Source organism: Paenibacillus sp. FSL K6-2862, from assembly GCF_038005125.1.
Classification (GTDB): Bacteria; Bacillota; Bacilli; order Paenibacillales; family Paenibacillaceae; genus Paenibacillus; species Paenibacillus illinoisensis_A.
This window is the reverse complement of sequence record NZ_JBBOSN010000001.1, coordinates 237177-254462: the sequence shown is the minus strand read 5'-3', so window position 1 is coordinate 254462 and position 17286 is coordinate 237177. Positions and strand designations below refer to the sequence as shown.

11 protein-coding genes are annotated in these 17286 nt (G+C 50.1%); all 11 read right to left on the bottom strand.

From position 1 onward, the window contains the following. Nucleotides 1-110: 110 nt before the first annotated feature. The 11 genes from MHB82_RS01175 to MHB82_RS01125 all read right to left on the bottom strand — a co-directional run bounded on the left by MHB82_RS01175 (nucleotide 111) and on the right by MHB82_RS01125 (nucleotide 17084). Nucleotides 111-347: a DNA-binding protein gene (locus MHB82_RS01175; RefSeq protein WP_095293111.1), complete on the bottom strand. Its 237-nt coding sequence runs from the start codon at nucleotides 345-347 to the stop codon at nucleotides 111-113. A gap of 223 nt (nucleotides 348-570) precedes the next feature. Next, nucleotides 571-1443, bottom strand: coding sequence for a sugar phosphate isomerase/epimerase family protein (locus MHB82_RS01170; RefSeq protein ID WP_341173609.1), 873 nt, complete (start codon nucleotides 1441-1443; stop codon nucleotides 571-573). 12 nt (nucleotides 1444-1455) lie between these two features. Beyond that, entirely contained in the window at nucleotides 1456-2331 is an 876-nt protein-coding gene (locus MHB82_RS01165) for a sugar phosphate isomerase/epimerase family protein (protein ID WP_341173608.1), read from the bottom strand. 227 nt (nucleotides 2332-2558) lie between these two features. Then, nucleotides 2559-5657: an alpha-mannosidase gene (locus MHB82_RS01160; protein ID WP_341173607.1), complete on the bottom strand. Its 3099-nt coding sequence runs from the start codon at nucleotides 5655-5657 to the stop codon at nucleotides 2559-2561. Next, nucleotides 5654-7966, bottom strand: coding sequence for a glycoside hydrolase family 3 N-terminal domain-containing protein (locus MHB82_RS01155; protein WP_341173606.1), 2313 nt, complete (start codon nucleotides 7964-7966; stop codon nucleotides 5654-5656). Before MHB82_RS01155 ends, MHB82_RS01160 begins: the two co-directional genes overlap by 4 nt. 55 nt (nucleotides 7967-8021) lie before the next feature. Then, nucleotides 8022-10235 (bottom strand): helix-turn-helix domain-containing protein, encoded by a 2214-nt coding sequence (locus tag MHB82_RS01150; RefSeq protein WP_341173605.1) that lies wholly within the window; start codon nucleotides 10233-10235, stop codon nucleotides 8022-8024. Nucleotides 10236-10406: 171 nt separating this feature from the next. After that, complete coding sequence (locus tag MHB82_RS01145; protein WP_341173604.1) at nucleotides 10407-12044, bottom strand: ABC transporter substrate-binding protein; 1638 nt, start codon at nucleotides 12042-12044, stop codon at nucleotides 10407-10409. A 128-nt stretch (nucleotides 12045-12172) separates the two neighbouring features. Further along, complete coding sequence (locus tag MHB82_RS01140; protein WP_095361996.1) at nucleotides 12173-13081, bottom strand: carbohydrate ABC transporter permease; 909 nt, start codon at nucleotides 13079-13081, stop codon at nucleotides 12173-12175. Between the two features lie 15 nt (nucleotides 13082-13096). Beyond that, the gene (locus MHB82_RS01135; protein ID WP_095361997.1) at nucleotides 13097-14074 is read right to left on the bottom strand and encodes an ABC transporter permease; all 978 of its coding nucleotides are present in this window, start codon (nucleotides 14072-14074) and stop codon (nucleotides 13097-13099) included. Nucleotides 14075-14387: 313 nt separating this feature from the next. Further along, nucleotides 14388-15800, bottom strand: a complete 1413-nt coding sequence (locus tag MHB82_RS01130; protein ID WP_341173603.1) for an alpha-L-fucosidase — start codon at nucleotides 15798-15800, stop codon at nucleotides 14388-14390. A gap of 225 nt (nucleotides 15801-16025) precedes the next feature. Further along, on the bottom strand, nucleotides 16026-17084 hold the full coding sequence (locus MHB82_RS01125) for a Gfo/Idh/MocA family protein (RefSeq protein WP_095361999.1): 1059 nt from the start codon (nucleotides 17082-17084) through the stop codon (nucleotides 16026-16028). Nucleotides 17085-17286 lie beyond the last annotated feature (202 nt).

Sequence of the window (17286 nt, the reverse complement as noted above, 5' to 3'; positions counted from 1 at the left end):
CTGCCCCAACTGTACAACCTTTAGGATAGCAGGTTCGGCCTCCTTTTCTTGTATATAAAGAAAAACAACCACCTCCCGAACTCGTGTCGGTAAGATGGCTGATGTAAGGACTATATGGATTTGTTCTTTTTTACGATGTCGGCAATCTCGCTCTCTAGCAGCAAATACCGATGCACGCTTCGCATAATTGGCACCTTGGTTAACTTGTTTTTGTCCACGTACAGTTTCATTTGATCTTTCGATAAACCAAGCAACGTGCCTGCTTCAGAAACGGTCAAAACAACCTCGGGGTTGGTGGCGTTAAATGTCTTCTTCACTTTCTGATTCCAGTCCTCAAATACCTGCATAGATCAGCGATCTCTCCTATCCATAGCCAGTATATTTCCAGGCTGAATAGATTCAGTATACCACACTTGTGATCCTCGTCACTTGATCCTCGCACAGAACCAATATATGTTAGCTTACTGAGAGGACACTCGCAGATCGGTCTGCACGAATACAATCGTGTAAAAAAAACCAAAAAAGCCACTTAAAATAAAGTGGCCCGAAATATAAAACCGAATGATTGCCTTATGCTTCTTCCCAAAATCGGCGCAGGTTATCCATCGCAATTCGGGAGGCGGACTTGCACTCTTCCATGCCTTCGAATTCCACCGTGATGTTGCCATCGTAGCCGAATTCCTTGATCAGCTTCACAATTTTCCGGATCGGGATATCTCCATGCCCCACAATGGCTCCGCGCAGAAAATTCCCATGAGTTGTGGTGAACCAATCACCACCACCCGGATGTTCATCATATGGACGGAAATAAAAGTCCTTGAAATGCACCAGAGAAGCGTATGGCAAGTTCTTCATGACACCGATTATCGGATGTTCATCCACACACATAAAGTTGCCAATGTCTAGCGTTGTTTTGAAATTGGGGCGGTCTACAGCCTGCAGCACTCGTTGCACCCGATCGCTTGCCTGCACACTGAACCCATGGTTCTCAATCGTCGTTGTAATGCCGAACTGTGCAGCATAGTCCGCGATAATCTGGCTTCCCCGAACCATGAGCGGCAGATGCTGCTCAAACCAGGCAATGGTCATGTTTTCTTTCGGCAAGGTGAAGGCCGTCACGTCATGACGCATATGTTTGACACCCATTCGGTGCACGACATCGACATGCCTTTTGACCCGGGCCATTTCTTCCTCAAAAGCCTCTTCCGTCTCCTGTACAAAATTGGCTGGCATCGAATAATTGGACAGCTCAATGCCTGCGGAAGCGGCACGCTCCCGTATTGCATCAGCCAGCTCCGGGTTATCTTCCACCGTGTAGCCGTACGGGACCATTTCCATATGCTCGCCGCCATTTGCCGCAACCCAGTCGATTACGTCCAGAACCGTCACCTCGCCCGACTTCAAGTCGTTCAACAAGCTATACGTACTCAGGCCCACTTTCATCTTCTCAGCTCCCTAACGGTATTGTTTGATAAATTCAACCGCCTTGCGGATATCCTGTTCAGGCTGATCGCCGACTTCGCGTTCAATCGTCAGGTACCCTGTATAACCAATCTCCTGTAGGGCAGCAAAATAGCTGTTAAAATCCACTCCACCCTCTCCGAGCGGCACCTCACGGAAAAAGGTTCCTGAGGATACCATTTCGGCAATTTTCTCATGATCCATCGGCGCATAGCCCACTGCACCATATACATCCCTTGGGTCGACTTCCTTCAGGCGTACGCCATCCTTCACATGGGTATGTACGATGTAGTCCTTCAGCAGACGCACACCCTGAGCCGGGTCATCACCCGTTACCATCACCATGTTAGCCGGGTCAAAATTGACCGAAACCCCGTTCGTTGAGAGGGTATCGAGAAATCCCTTCAGATCAGCTGCCGTCTCCGGTCCTGTCTCAATCGCAAAGTACGCCCCTGCACTTTTTGCATACTGACCAAGCTCTTCGCATGCTGCGTGCAGCGTAGCATATACCTCTGAGGCAGGGTCATGCGGGACAATGCCAATGTGGGTCGTCACAATATTGGTACCCAGATCAAGTGCCAGATCCACGATGCGCTTGGACTTCTCGACTTTCCACAGGTTATCTTCCTTCACCTGAAATCCGTGACCGCCCAGGTCGCCGACCAGGGCTGAAATTTCAAGGCCCAGGGAATCAATATAGCTTTTTAGCTCCTTGCGTGCCGCGGGAGACAGATTTTCCGGATCCATCTCTCCCTTGACTGCATAGATTTGCACCCCTTCAGCACCCACATCCTTGGCCTTATTCAACCCTTCACGCACACCTACGCCGAAGCTATCCACGATTACACCGATCTTGTTCGTTAAAGTCATGTCATGCCCTCCCGTGAATTGGTATTTTCAAAACAGGATACTGTCTGAGCCGATAATCAGATGATATGAACGTCAATAATAGAGAAGCGAATCTTCCTCGACTCTTCCTCATCATAACTAAAGTATGAGTCGCCGTCACATATCAATCCAACACCTTTTTTATATCCTTTTACGTCATTTACCGTGTAGGTTCCAAGCTGCCTGTCCAGGCGATGCCCGGCTAATCCTTAATTAACAGGACTAAGTTTCACCGATTTGATCTCATAAGGTCTAAATGTCAGCTCGAATGCGCCTTTCTGAGAAGCAAGCGGATTAATTTCATCCTCCAACAGGTTAACGATTGCTGCCTCTACATTCCGGTCTTTCCACTGGGCCTGTACCGTTTCCCGGCCACCTGACGATTCATAGAAACGAAGTATCGTGCCCGTACCATCTTCCGAGGCCTTCACCGTATCCAGGATGACATGCTTGCTCTGATAATCAATCCAGGCGTGCTCCGCAGGTAGGACGCCCGCATGCCTGCCTGCGGCAACGGCCTGAACCGGATGATTCAGCTCCATCGCCTGACGTACGACCCCAGCTTCCCGCCAATCGCCCTGGTGGGGCAATACTGAATACGTAAATTCATGTTCGCCATGATCGGCATGTTCATCCGGCCACTTCGGAGCACGCAGCAGAGACAGGCGAATTGTCCGATCCTTGATGTCGTATCCATATTTGCAATCATTCAACAGACTTACTCCGCTATTGCCCTCGGAGATATCAGCCCAGCGATGCCCGCAGACCTCAAACTGTGCCTGTTCCCAGCTAGTGTTGTTATGTGTCGGCCGTTCCAGCGCACCAAACGGAATTTCATACGTTGCTTTGGCAGCCACCAGATCCACCGGAAAGGCAACCTTCAGCAGCTTATGACTCTCATTCCAGCTGACCTTTGTCTGGAAATCCACCCGGCGCTGATGACGATAAAATACGATATCCTGGCTGATGTCTGATTCATTCAACTTCCAGCGAAACCGCAGTACATCCTTGGCTGCACCCCGCTGTACAATCTCCTTCGAGATTAGCTGTACCTTGCCTGCAGGCTGAGATTCGAACCTCGGATCAATGTCCCATGCATCCCAGTAGGTTGGCTTGTCGTGGAAAAATTGCAGCTCATTTGCCTTGTCCCCTGGCTTCAACCACTCCCGGCCCACAGATTTGTCATACCATCTGGTAATCTCGCCGATCTCGTTGAATTCAACCATATAAAATGGGGTCTCCCAAACGGAAGGGAAAGAGTCCTCCGTCAATGCAGCCGGAGAAGAATACTTGTCTGGGCGAAGCCATATCGTCGTATAACCAAACGCAGGGATGGATGGGATAACGACAGACAGGGTCCGTACGTCTTCCTTTTCCACCAGATCACAATCCAACCGATTACCGTTCTGGTCAAACGCTGCCATGCCGCTGAGTTCAGCACCCCCGCTAAGGGTCACCACTTCTCCTCGCTCCCAGCCCAAACTGTTAAATATGACATACGGTATGCCTTCCCATCCATCCGTTGCAATGCGCTCTGCGAGGCTGCCGAGTGAATTATTCAGAGCTGACGTGCCCAGCTCAAACACCCTCGTGTACTCTTCCGCAGACGTAACGTAAGCTTCCGGAATGGATGTGCCAGGGATAATATCATGAAACTGATTCAGCATCATCAGTTTCCATCCGCCGTCCAGGTTGCTCTTGATCTGCTCTGCTTCAGTCCCTGCAAACTGCCCCCAGATTTCTGCATCCCGATACAGCACCTCAGCCTTGCGATTGCTGCGTTTATTTCGCGCATGAGTCGTATATGTTCCGCGATGCAGTTCCAGATACAGGTCGCCATGCCATTTCGGTAACGCTGGATTGCTGGCTGAAATCTCTTCAAAAAAGGCCTGAGCCGTGCTGAATGTGCTGATTGGCTGACCCACCATGAACTGGGCGCGCTCCGCGAACTCAACCATTTCATGTGTAACCCCGCCCCCACCGTCTCCATGTCCATAGAGCAGCATTTGCTCCGGATGCAGATCCTTCTGTTTATAGGATTGCCAGTGTTCATCCACATCCTTGGGACGCGTATGCTCATTCACCCCGTGATTGAGATACGCCAGCACTGAGGTACCATCTATGCCTACCCAGTCGAACAGGTCGTAAGGAAACACATTGGTGTCATTCCAGTTGAGCTTGGTGGTCATGAAATAGGGAACATTCGCAAGCTGAAGTATTTGCGGCAGGGACGCACAGTAGCCGAAGGTATCCGGCAGCCATTCGATGCTTGAGCGCTTGCCAAACTCCTCCTGGTAGAAGTTCTGTCCGTACAGAATCTGTCGCACCAGGGACTCTCCGCTCGGGATATTCAAGTCTGGCTCTACCCACATGCCACCGACGAGTTCCCATCGACCCTCGGCAATGCGAGCCTTGACCCGTTCGTACAGATCCGGATAATGCTCCTTCACGAATGCGTATAGCTGAGGCTGGCTCTGTGAATACACGAACCCCGGATGTTCGTCCATTAAGGTACACATCGTGGAGAAGGTACGACTGGACTTGCGCACGGTTTCCCGTACAGGCCAGAGCCAGGCGATATCAATATGTGACTGTCCCACAAGATGCATGAATCCATCCCGTTGTTCTTCTGGATCCTGCTCCTGTACGGACAGTGCAAGCGATTGTTCGAAGCGCTGCACCCACGCTGGCTCAACCCACCGCTTCGGCTCGTTGTACATCTCATCCATGACTTGGTGAATGGCCCGAACCAGCCGGATACGCTTCAGATCTTTTTCAGGCAGCGCCTTTAGCGATTCTGCAAGCACCGTTACGCTATACATGAGGCTTTGCAGTGGACGATTGATATGTACGAGGGCTGAACGTACTCCCCGAATCGGCGGCTGTATGACCGCCTGGCGATTCAGTGGATCATGCGGCTCCGGAATGGGATCATACAGCTCAATCTCCAGCAGGGGTGATTCCCCAACCCGTCTCCGGGGAAGCGGGACCAGCCAATGATTGCGATCCAGTCCGTGATACGGCTTGCCGTTCACCTTCAGCAATCCTTCACCACCCGCTTCAAAAGTCAAAGCAATGGCATGATCCTCCCAATCGCTAGGGATTTCAATGAGCTTGCTCATAAAATAAGTCGTTCCATGTGTACTATGAAGGGGATTTACAGATTGGACGGAGGCCTCTTCCTGCTCCATCCGGTATTCCCCAGGCCGTATATATCTGGCCCTCTGCATCTGCCATTCGGGCAGCTCCAGCTTCGCTAACCATTGCTGCTGTGACATATCCTCTATAAATCGACTTAGCCGAATCATACCGATCCCACCTCACTTTGCACTTGTAAATCGCATGCCTTCCACTTTTTAGAGCTGCTGCCAACCATCAGACGGAACTTGCCTGGCTCAACCACCCACTGATGGCGGGAGTCCATGAGTTCCAGGTGCTCTGCATTTACGGCAAAAGTAACGGTTTGAGTCTGTCCAGGCTCCAGATGGATCTTGCGAAATCCCTTAAGTGACATTTCCGGCCGAGTGACGGAAGCAGCTTCATCCGTTATATAGAATTGCACAACCTCAGCTCCGGCTACCTTACCTGTATTCGTAACCTCCACCTGAACCTCAGCCTCACCATTCGGTTCGATTATTTCAGGCACAACTCTCACATGGTCATACTCGAATTCGGTATAGCTGAGCCCGAAGCCGAACGGATATTGCGGCTCCAGATCCATCTCCAAATATCTCTTCCCCCGCGTACGTTTGGCATTATAAACGACGGGGAGCTGTCCGACATGTTTGGGAATGGAGATCGTCAGACGCCCGGACGGATTCACATCTCCAAACAGAATGTCTGCCACTGCATTGCCGCCCTCCTGCCCCGGGTACCAGGCCTCCAAAATGGCATGCACATGCTCGTCGATCCACGGCTCTGCAATAGGTCGCCCGTTTATATATACAACAACCACGGGTTTGCCCAGCTTATATACCTCCTGCACCAACTCCAGCTGCACACCCATCAGATTCAGTGATGAACGGTCGATACCTTCACCACATTCCATATCATTCCATGGATTATCCGTTACGACCGATGCACCCGTCCGCAGATCAATTGTGCCTTCCCCGAAGTCGCGAGCGCTTGATCCACCCATAACCATCACAATTACGTCAGCCTGTTCAGCACAAGCGAGTGCTTGCGTGAAGCCCTCTTTGGAATCCCCTTTAATCCGGCAGCCGGGCGCGTACAGGATTTGTTCTGCCTGAGCACCAACCTTGCGGCGTATGCCTTCCAACACTGTAACGATCTGTCCACTCGGTTGTGGAGAGGTGTAGTCTCCCAGCTGGTTATACGTATGATTGGCGTTCGGACCCAGTACCGCGATCTTCGGATTCGTCTTGCTGATCGGAAGGAGATTCTCCTCATTTTTGAGCAAAACAATCCCTTCCTGGGCTGCCTTCCTTGCCAGCTCTACATGCTCTTCGCAACCAATTACTCGCTCTGCGAATTCTGGGTCGACATAAGGCTGCTCGAACAGCCCCAATCTAAACTTTATCTCCAGAATCCGGCATACCGCTGTATCCAGATCCTGATGATGAATCAATCCCTGCTCCAGTGCCTTCGCCAGATGTTTACGATACATGAATCCGGACATCTCCATGTCCACACCCGCTTGAAGAGACTGAGCTACAGCCTGCTCCCCGTTCTCCGCTGTGTTGTGTCCGCTAACCAGCATCTGAATGGCACCAAAGTCGGTGATGACAAACCCCTCAAAGCCCCACTGCTCACGCAGGAGATCATTCAACAGATACGTGCTGGAGGTGCACGGTACACCATCAATCTCGTTGTACGCTGTCATTACAGAACAGGCACCGGCTTCCACTGCCTTTTTGAAAGGCAGCAGGTCTACCTCGTGCAGCTCGCGCAGACCCATATGCACAGGAGCGGCATTACGCCCTCCTTCCGAGCTTCCATATCCCGCAAAATGCTTCAGCGTTGCCATAATGGTTCGGTCCGAATCGAGACGGTCACCCTGTAATCCCCTGATCGCTTCCACAGCAAACTCGCCAATCAGATACGGATCTTCGGCAAAACACTCCTCGGTCCGTCCCCATCTTGGGTCCCGTACCACATCCAGCACAGGCGAATAGGTTGCTGCTCCGCCCTGGCTGCGAGTCTCGACTGCAATGGCCTCACACATCTTGCGGTACAATTCTGTATTCCACGTGCTTCCTACAGTCAGCGGCACCGGAAATACCGTTGCCCCGATCGCCATATGGCCGTGCGAACATTCTTCCCCGAACAAAATGGGAATGCCCAGACGCGAGTTTTCAATCGCGTAGCGCTGAATTTCATTGGTGGCAGCCGCTCCCTGGCCCGGGGTCAATCCGGTTTCCAGTGTTACCTCGGTCCACGGATCGGCACGAAGCACGCCGTATAGTGAACCAACGCCACCTTGCGCGATATTCTCCTTGAATTCCTCCGTCACTTGTACGGTGCCATCCGACTCTTTCCGGTATGTCTTCCAGCCCATCGGCTGAATCAGCTGACCGATTTTCTCTTCCGTAGTCATCCGTTCAAGCAAATTCTGTACCCGCTCGGGGATCGGTAACGAAGCATCTCTATAATCCATGTGCACATTCTCCTTATGCATTTGGCTTGGCTTGCTGCTTGTGTTCCACTTGCGATCAAATGGCTTTTCGGTAATCGCTCGGTGCGACCCCTACCACATTTTTGAAGGCCCGGTTGAATGAGTTGTAATTCGTGTATCCGACTTCCTCACTGATCTCCTGAATGGCCTTATCCGTCTCCTGCATCAACTGTTTGGCCTTCTCAATCCGCTGACTAATCAGCAAATCCACAAATTTCTCACCAATCTCATCCTTGAAAAGCTTGCTTAAATATTTCGGATTAATATCGAACAGGTCACTCAAATAATTCAAAGACAGATCAGGATTGTTATAGTTCTCTTCGATATACTTGCGAATCTCCAGAATATGCGTCCGATGTTTTTTGGAACAACGGAGCGCCTGCATCTGTCCGGCAAGTTTTTGGAAGCCATCCTTGCACAATTCCTGCAGATCTTCAGCCGTTTCCCAATCCTCCAAATTCCGAAGCAGATGACCCATGACCTCTGCCCACAGCTCGTGATACTCACGCGGTAGCTCTGCGAATTCCCGGTTCACATGCTGGAACAGCAGCTGGATCGTGTTCATAATTTCCTGACGGGATAGCATCGAGGCATGAATCTGCTTAAACAGTTTGTCAAAATGCTTATCCCAATCGTCATCAGACAGCCGCATGGCCTGCACCAACAGCGATATGGTCTTCAAGAACTCATACACATCATTGGTTGAGCCTGGTACATCACCATACGGAATAATTCGGTTCACACCCAGCACCGCTTTGTAATCGAGCGCATGGACCGCTTCCTTGAAGGATGCTCTGAGACCACGCAGATCAACAGCCACCCGTCCAATTCCAATGGTTACCGTGAAGTTCAGATACTGCTCCACCTGATCCAGATAGCCTTCCAACAGTCTGCGTTCACTCTCTTCCGGCTGCGGTGTGTCCGGCAACCATAAGATGGCATACAGGCGATGGTCCGAGATCCACTCCGCCCATACCTCCGTATCTTCCTTGCGGGCACTCTCCTGCAGAATGCTGGACAATACAAATTTCAGAAGGGACTGGTCCTGCACATGATATTCGTCAATGAAGCGGGAATAGCGGTCAATCTCAACGACCATTACGGTCCATCTGTCATCCAATTGCGGGAGACTGAACCTGTTCATCTCAGCCGAGAGTTCATCGGCGGTAAACTCCCTCGTTCCCTCCAGCAGTTCCTGAAAGAAGTATTTCTTCTTCAAAATCAGATTCTCTTCGTACTCCTCCTGGTACTGCTTCGTCTGGTCAATCATCTGTTCCAGCGTGGCTTGGATAAATCGGAATTCGTTCTCCTTGGAATGGCCCATGCCTGGCTGTTTCTGTGAAGCAACCGTCTCAATTAACGTGACGATCTGCTGAATCGGCTTGTAATTCCTGCGAGTTACATAGATCACCCACACCACACCAATGAGGACAACAGCCACGGCAAACACAAACCAGATATTGTAGAATTTCAGAGCAAATTTGACGACTTTCCCGTTGTTCAGCCCCGTTTGTACCTTCCAACCGCTGTAGCTGGAAGTAAACTCAGAGAAAACCTCGCCGGAAGAGGCTTTGACTGTATGCTCTTCTGTCACACCGCTATCCCACAGATTGCCGCCTGACCGATTGTAGATATTGACGAAGGTGAACTCCGGATCATACATCTGCATAATGGACTTCTGCAGCGTCTGCAGATCAACATTCACCACAATCAGGCCACTCCCATTGCCGACTCCGCGGATCAGTGTAATGACCTGTTTCCCTTCCTCTGTGGGAAAGGCCCTGAAGGTTCTTCCGCCGACCCATTTCTGCGTTTCTGCAGCCCGGCTGTCGTCTATAAATGCCGCATCCGGGAACTCCTCGATGGGCACGGGCTTGCCATTGCTGAATACCTTGTCATCCCTGTAACGGACCATATAAATAGAGTCGATCAGCGGATATTCTATTTTCAATTCGTCGATAACCTGAACTGCCTGAATGCCGGCATAGACATCATCACTTCCGGTTACCGCGTAATAATTTTTCAGATTCGGATTGGTCAAAATCTCGCGCAGCACCTTGAAATCGATCGAGCGCAGGGAATTATCCAAATACTGCGTCACTTGTGAAGCCAGAAATTCATTGGCCTTTAGCGCTTCCTTGCGGTTCTGTTCATTGAAAATCTGGAAGAAGATAATAAATAGAATCGTAGTCACAATAAAGAACACAGGCAGATACGAAAGCAGCAAACGTCTAAACCAATTGTTGTTCATCCCCAAGGTCCCCCCACCACTGTTTATACATGTGACGACAACCACTCGCTCTGGTCGTTAACTACCTATAAATAATCCGTATTATATCGGAGGAAGTGGGGTTGTCAAAGGATAAAACTGTCCCGGTCACGGGTGACTTCGGGACAGTCTCGATTTTGAATTCCTCAACTATTATTGATCCTTCTCAATTGCACGCTGGTAGATCTCAAGGTAATTGCTGAGTCCCAGTCCATCGAAGCCTTTGACATATGAATCCCATTCCTTATCGATGCTTTTGCTGCCGATAATGAACTGTGCCATATTGGTCTGCACATAATCCTTGATGGCCGTGGTAAGTTGTGCTGCCGATTCGGTATCCTCCGGACGAATAAATACATTTGCCGGATATACTTCTTTTGGTGCATATGGTTCATACACATTGGTCGCTTGAGCCAGTCTTGTACCATAGCCTTCTGCCTCTAATGGATTTTGACCTTCGGCAAACAGGTTACGGAACGTATTGGACAAGTCATGTGCTCCGATCTGCGACCAGCTTTCATTAACGACAACGTTCGGGTCACGTTCAGGCAGGTTGTAGTAGCTGTACTTGGCAGGCTCACCATTAATGTTTTTCTCATCTGCATCAGCCTTCTTCCACCCTTTGCCTTCGGTCGGGCCATATTCCGCGTACAGGGCACCTTCTTCACTGAACATGTAATCCACAATTTTGATCGCCGCAATCTGCTGTGCTTCTGTTGCTTTATTCGTGATGGCAAACTCAAACTCCCCTACGCTCTGTGTAGCACCTGTTGTCTGTACGCCATCCGGTCCTTTCAATGGGGGAACGATCTCCCAATGCTGATGACGTGTAATATCTTTGTCATAGGTGTTCACGAGATAGCTGACCAGTGCTGTCGTAATGGAGCCGACCACTTCGTCGCCTTCCTTATTCCCCAGCTGTCCGATCGCCTGATCGTTTTGCGTGAAGGAAGCCGGATCAATCAGGCCTTCCGCATACAGCTTGTTCATGTACTCCAGCCCTTTTCTCCACTCATCCTTGTTTGCTGCAAAATCAACCTTGCCATCGTTCACGATCAGGTACTTATCGTTATCGTTGTAAATAAAGCTGTTCATCAGGTAGGCATCAATGTTGCCGTTCCATACGTACTTGTTCGGCGCGCCAGTGAGAGGAATCTCATCAGCCTTGCCGTTACCGTTGGGGTCCTGCTCCTTGAACGCCTTCAACACCGTGTACAGTTCATCCGTCGTTGTTGGCATTTTCAGGCCCAGGTTATCGAGCCATTCCGTGTTGATCCAGTATTTCTGTGCGTACGTACAGTGGTAACATTCGTTGAAAATCGGCAGGGCATAGATGTTGCCGTCCGGAGCTGTAATGGCTTCTTTGAAATATGGCTTCTCTTCCATGATCTTGGTCAGATTCGGGCCATATTCCTTAATCAGATCCTGCAGCGGAAGGAACACGCCTTGTTTTCCATAGTTCTGAAGATCTGAGGTGGTGAACTTGCCGTGAAGGAACACTTCGGGATAATCACCACTGGCGAGCAGCAATTGTCTGCGGTCCTGCAATGCGTCTGTCGGGGCCAGATCCCATTTCAGGGTAACGTCGAACTTGTCTTCGATAAATTGGGTGAACTCATTCTCTTCCATGGACGCTTTGCCTTGCGGGGCAAAGAAAGTCATCGTTACAGGGCCACCGCTCTCGCCGCTACCATCGCTACCTGTACCCGATTCTTCGGATGAACCGCATGCGGACAACAAAGCCATTGAAGCAAAGACCAGAAACAACATCGAAATCCAAGATTTTCTCAATCTGACTCCTCCTTTTTGTTCAAAACGGCATACAACTCGTTTACTGCACTTGTATAAAACCGATCCCGGAAGCCGGCGTGTTCCTTCCACCTCCTTTCAAGAGGCCAGCCGGGCATCATTTCTGTGAATTATCCCTTGAGGGAACCAACCATGACCCCTTTGACAAAATGCTTCTGTACAAACGGATACATGATCAAAATTGGAATACTTGCGACAACGATAAGTGCATATTTCAATACCTGCTCGAATCCCTGATCCCGCATCTGTTGACTGGTATTGGCGAGCATCGCCGGATCAGCCGCATTCAGAATGAGCAGATTGCGCAGAACGTATTGCAGCGGGAACAACTTTTCGGAACGCAGATAGATCAGAGCATCAAAATATGCATTCCAGTGACCTACGGCATACATGAGTGTCATAACAGCCAGGATGGGCTTCGACAACGGAAGAACGACACTGATCAGATACCGGATATCTCGGCAGCCGTCCATTTCCGCCGCCTCTCCGAGCTCTTCCGGGATGGAAGACTGGAAGAAGGTTCTCGCTACGATGACCTGGAACACCGCGAGCGCCCCTGGCAGCCACATCGCCCAGCGTGTATCGAGCAGGTGCAGATCCTTCATCAGGAGATAGGTTGGAATCAAACCGCCATCGAAGAACATCGTAATCATCATGAAAATGATAATGGCTCCTCGTCCATAGAACGACTTGCGTGACAAGGGATAAGCCAGCATGACGGTCAGGGCCACGTTAATGAATGTGCCGACCACGGTGTAGATGATCGTGTTGTAGAAACCGAGCATGAGCTGCTGACTTTTAAAAATGGAGATGTACGCCTTGATGTTAAAGTCCACCGGGAACAGCCACACCTGACCAGATGTAACGGCTCGTGAAGAGCTGAATGAAGAACTGATGATATACAAGAGGGGGTAAAATACCGTTAACAGTATGGCAAACAGAAAGATATAGTTGAGTGCCATGAAGATGCGGTCACCGAGCGGATCCTTGATCCGGTTGCGATTAAACAGGTTGAACATGGATGAGCTCCTCCTTTACCACAAGCTGTTCTGGGATACTTTGCGGGAAATGCCGTTGACGATGATCAGCAGGATCAGATTGATAATGGAGTTGAACAACCCTACTGCCGAGGAGAAGCTGAAATTTGCACCGATCAGACCAACCTTGTACACATACGTGGAGATGACCTCCGATGCGCTTGTGTTGAGCGGATTCTGCATCAGATATATTTTTTCAAAGCCGACACCCATAATGCTGCCCAAACTCAGAATCAGCATGATAACGGTGACTGGAACGAGTGTTGGAAGGTCGATATGCCATATTTTTCGAAGCCTTGAAGCCCCGTCCATCTTCGCTGCCTCATACAGCGATGGATCAACACCAGCAAGAGCGGCGATGTATATGATGGATGAATATCCCATGCCCTGCCACACACCGGACCAGACATAGATGGATTTGAAGTATTCCGGAATGCCCATGAAGTTGGTCATCGGGAAGCCGAGCAGCGTGAACAGCTTGTCTACCACGCCCACATGCGGGGACAGCATCAAAATAATAATGGATACCATCACAACCGTGGAGATAAAATGCGGAGCGTAGGTGACCATCTGGACGGTCTTCTTAAAGTAACCCGTTCGGATTTCATTCAGCGCCAGCGCAAGCAGGATCGGAATGGGGAATCCGGCGATCAGGGAGTAGAAGCTGATGCCGATCGTATTTTTGATCAGGAGCCAGAAGTTGGGGGATTCAAAGAATGCTTCGAAGTGTTTGAATCCGACCCAAGGGCTTCCCCAGATTCCTTTGACTACACTAAAATCCTTAAAGGCGATCTGGACCCCAACCATGGGGATGTACTTGAAGATCAACAGATACAACACGGGAGGCAGAACGAGCAGATAGAGCTCCCAATGCTTCTTGAGGCTTTTGATGAATGGATGCTGCCTTTTGGGCTCCACCTGATTCCTCTGCTGGAGTTCCAGGCTGGCGGGTATGCTTTCCGTAGCTCGACTCATTTGCGTCACTCCTTCTACACCTCAAGTGTAATAATACATTACATTCATTTCACTTAAACATCCTATTTTTCGATCCATTTGATGTTTTTGCGCTAACTGTGTTAGTAATAGTATCAGGTAGCGCTTTCTTAATTCGATAGTACATGGAACCTTGTTTTTTGATCAATTCGTAATTTTCTCCCACCTCTCCATATTCCATAAACCCTTGCGGCACAAGCATTTTTGCGCCTTTATTATCAGGAATTCCACCTCCATATGCTTAAATACAAAAATCCCGGAGGCCCTGATTGCTCCCCCGGAATTCACATGCCATCTACCCACGTGTTAACAATTTGAACGTATGCGTGATCGGTGCTGCCCCAGAAACAGCCGATGGTGGCAGATCAACAACAAGTCCATTTTCCGTCTGTTGATACGAAATTGCGTCATTGGTGCCAATGAGTTCGACTCGCTCTACTTTCTCCATATAAGGGATGATGACTTGTGCTTCTACTGCTTCGTTCTCGTTTCTGTATAAACGGAAGGCGTACACGGTGTTAATATCTTGCTTCTGCGTAAAGGCCCAATCCTTCGTAAAATAAGGTCCGCAGATCCGGGTTCCATAGATTCCTTCACCGTGGGTGTTGAGCCATTCACCAAGTGCCTTGATGCCCCTCACTGCCCCTTTGGGAAGACGACCATCCGGCTGCGGTCCAACATTCAGCGCCAAGTTGCCGCCCTTGGACACTACTTCCAGCAAAATATGCGCCAGCTGTCTCCCCGATTTATACTGGTCATCAAATCCGAAGGCGAAGGAATTACCTACCGTAATGCAGCTCTCCCAAGGGATATTCATCGGGTGTTCCGGGATGGTCTGCTCAGGGGTAACAATATTCTCATATGGTCCACCCACCGTGCGGTCTGCTGATAGAAGCCATGGCTGGGTTGTCTGACGAGCCCGCTCCACAACTTCTCCCAGCCGGATATCCTGGCCGTGGCGACCCTCTCGCACCCAACCGGCATCCAGCCACAGACATTCGATCCGCCCGTAATTCGTCAGCAGCTCCATGATCTGTTCATGTGTGAACTCCACGAATTTCTCCCACAGCCACGGATACTTGTGGGGATCGTACGATGGTCCGCGCCACATGTGGCTTCCGCGCTTCATTCCCGGTGCCCAATAATACGGGGTGTGCCAGTCCGCTTTGGAGAAATACGCCGATATCCCCAGCCCTTTGGCCCGGAATGCGTCAAAGAGTACTCTACAGATGTCCGCATATTTATGAGTATGAAAAGGAGTATCCTTGCCCGTGATCCGATAATCGGTCGTATGGGTGTCCCACATGCAGAAACCGTCGTGGTGCTTCGTCGTGAACAGGAAATATTTGAAGCCATTGTCTGCTGCCATCTGTGCCCATTCTTCGGGTTGGAAGCGGATCGGATTAAAGGTTTTGTTCAGATCGAAATACTCTCGCTTGAAATGCTCCATGTCGTCCGTCCAGTCGATGTCATCGCGCGACCAATCGCCATCCTCATCGCTCAGTGCCCAGGACTCCACGAGTCCAAGCTGGGAATAGGGGCCCCAGTGCATCATCAGCCCCAGCTTCTGGTCCTTGAACCACTCCAGCCGTTCAAGCAGCAGCGGATCATCCGGTTTGACCCATTCTTCCTCTTTGCTAAAATGGTGTACCCCTGCTTCAACGACCTGTTCTTCCTGTTCCAGCACCGCGTCTTTGGTTTCGCTCATCCCGTTCATCTCCTTTGGATTAGATGTCATAAGCTGAATAAATAGCTTTACCCTGGGCCACTGCGCGGTCAGAACCATCTTTCGATCGCTGTTATCCCCGGATTTTTTGGATTCCCTTTTCCCAAAGGGAAAATCCGGGGATAAACGCGAACGCTTCGCTTCTCCAGATTGGTTCTGCCCTCTCCGTTTTGGCTTAAACGTTCAGTTCAACAAATAAGGGCATTATTACAGTGAAATTTCGCGTCCCTCGCGTGCTGACTCGTAAATGGCACAGAGCATTTTCATCACTTCCACGCCGTCCTCTACCGGACTAAGCGTTTCCTTCCGGCCCTGCGTGCTGTCGATAAAATGATTGATTTCATTACGGAACGAGCCCATAAAATCGAAGGATTTGAAATCTACCTGCGGGGTCATGTTCAAAATGGTATTGAATTTCTCGCCAATGATCGAGATTTCCGGCTCCAGTTCTGCACCACCCTTGTCGCCGTACAGTTTGACTGAGGTTTCATCCGCTTTGGCATGAAGTGTGAAGCTGACATCGACAAGCAGACTTGCCCCATTTTCGAAACGAATCAGGGCATTCGCCATATCCTCGACAGTGTTCTGCTCAGCGTCATAGTCTGCTGCTTTGTAAAAGGACAGATTCTTGATATGGGCACGATTGCCGAGTCGATTGGACACGTTGGCAGAAACGGATTTCACCTTTGGTCTGCCCATCAGGTACCAGCAAATATCGATGACATGCACACCAATATCAATCAGCGGACCGCCGCCGGAGCGATTAATATCCGAGAACCAGCCGCCCGGGTTACCGAGGCGACGCAAGCTGGATGCTTTGGCATAATAGATCTCGCCCAGCTCACCCGCATCGATGAACTTCTTCAGAATCTGCGCATTGTCGCTATAGCGGCGTACAAAACCGACCTGCAGCAGCTTGCCGCTGCGATGAACGGCCTTCTCTACTTCGAGGGCATCCTCTACGGTTTGGCATAGCGGCTTCTCACACAGCACGTTTTTACCCGCGTCCAGTGCGGCAATGCTGATCTCTGCGTGTGAATCGTTCCATGTACAGATGCTGACGGAATGAATCTCGGGCAAGGCCAGCAGTTCCTTGTAATCGGTGAATACATGAGTTGCATCATATTTTTTTGCCATGTCTGCGGCACGTGCTTCATTCAGGTCGCATATGGCGTATATTTCAACGTCTGGATTACTGGCATAGGCTTGCAGGTGGCAATCGGATATTGACCCGGCACCGATGACGGCGACTTTCAATTTGGACATTGTGCTGATCCCTCCATAAATAAAAATTATTAACACACTAACACTACGCTGGCAGAACCACCTTCCGATCGCTGTTATCCCCAGATTACTCAATGACTTTATAAAGGTGGAAATCCGGGGATAAAGGCGAACGCTTCGCTTCTCCAGGTTTTTTCTGCCCTCTCCGTTGCTCTGTGTAATTCATACTTTCATTTAAAACAAG